Raw genomic sequence first — 1,561 nt, 5'->3', positions numbered from 1 at the left:
TGATTATTCCGGGGCTCTTTGAGCCACCTGTCCGGACTTTGAGAGCCACCATTCTGGAGAATGAGAGCCATATATTCCGGTAATTCAGAGCCACCTTATTGGGCTCTATTACATATATTTCCTTTATACTGTAAATACACACCTTTGGTGTGAATGCAGATAAAGGAGGTCGTAAGTTATGACCAAGTATCGTGAAATCCTACGCTTGAAAAGCTTAGGATTCAGTGAGAGGAACATCGCACAGAGTTGCGGTGTATCCAGAAACACTGTCGCTAAGGTTTTAAAAAAGGCAGCGGAAATCAAGCTTTCATGGCCGCTGGATTTCGACATGACCGACAGTGCACTAGAGGAGCTGATGTTTCCTAAGGATAAGTCGGCAACGAATAAACGCATGCCAAACTTTGACTACATTCGCAAAGAACTTCTGCGAAATGGTGTAAACAAAAAGCTTCTCTGGGTAGAATACTGTGAGGAGTGCCGCATGAGCAGCGAAGAGCCTCTAATGTATTCTCAGTTCTGCTACTACATCCAGAAGGATGAAGAAAAACGCAGGGCTACCATGCATATCCCCAGAAAACCAGGTGAACAGATTGAAGTTGACTGGGCCGGTGACCCTGCCCACATCATTGATCCGGACACCGGAGAAATCACAGATGCATGGATATTTGTAGGTGTATTAACTTACAGTCAGTATGCTTTTGTAAAAGCATATATGAATGAGAAAACCGACAACTGGATCAAAGCTCATGTCCAGATGTTTGATTTCTTTGGAGGTGTCACACCTATGCTCGTTTCTGATAACTGTACAACCGCAGTGAATCATAAAAAGAGTGACTGGTACAACACTGCCTTAAACACAACTTATCATGAGATGGCAGAACATTACAATCTCGCCATCCTTCCGGCCAGAGTCCGGAAACCTAAGGATAAACCGAATGTAGAGGGATCAGTAGGAAAGATATCCACATGGATAACAGCAGCCCTTCGCAATGAACAGTTTTTCTCTCTTGCAGAATTAAATGCTTCAATCCGTGAAAAACTGGATGCCTACAACGCCCGTAAATTTCAGAAAAAGGAATGTAGCAGACTCAGTTTATTTCTTGGGGAAGAAATGCCATTACTGGCTCCGTTGCCTGCTACACCTTTTGAACTGGCTGAGTGGAAACAAGCCACCGTCCAGTTTAACTATCACATCGCAGTAGACAGAATGTTCTACTCCGTGCCTTATCAGTATATCAAAAATAAGGTTGATGTGCGTATAACAGATACAACGGTTGAAATATTTTATAATCACAATCGTATTGCCTCTCACAGACGACTCTATGGACGAAGCGGTCAGTATTCTACAGTGACAGAACATATGCCGCAGGAACACCAGAAATATCTGGAATGGAACGGTGACCGGTTCCGTAAGTGGGCTGATTCGATTGGAATTAACACAAGTAAGGTTGTCGATGCAATACTTACCTCCGGCAGGATTGAACAGCAATCCTACAGAAGCTGCATGGGATTACTGAAACTGGCAGAAAAATATTCGCCAGAAAAACTGGAACAGGTCTGC

Annotated in this window: 1 protein-coding gene; it reads left to right on the top strand. The window is 43.6% G+C overall.

The window, feature by feature from the left end:
* Window positions 1-178: 178 nt before the first annotated feature.
* Window positions 179-1,561, top strand: a 1,383-nt coding sequence (istA, locus tag LKD42_RS15025; protein ID WP_248836167.1) for an IS21 family transposase, incomplete at its 3' end; no start/stop codon positions are given.

Origin of the sequence: Hominisplanchenecus faecis, from assembly GCF_020687205.1 — a bacterium.
Classification (GTDB): Bacteria; Bacillota; Clostridia; order Lachnospirales; family Lachnospiraceae; genus Hominisplanchenecus; species Hominisplanchenecus faecis.
This window is presented reverse-complemented; position numbering and strand designations above follow the sequence as displayed.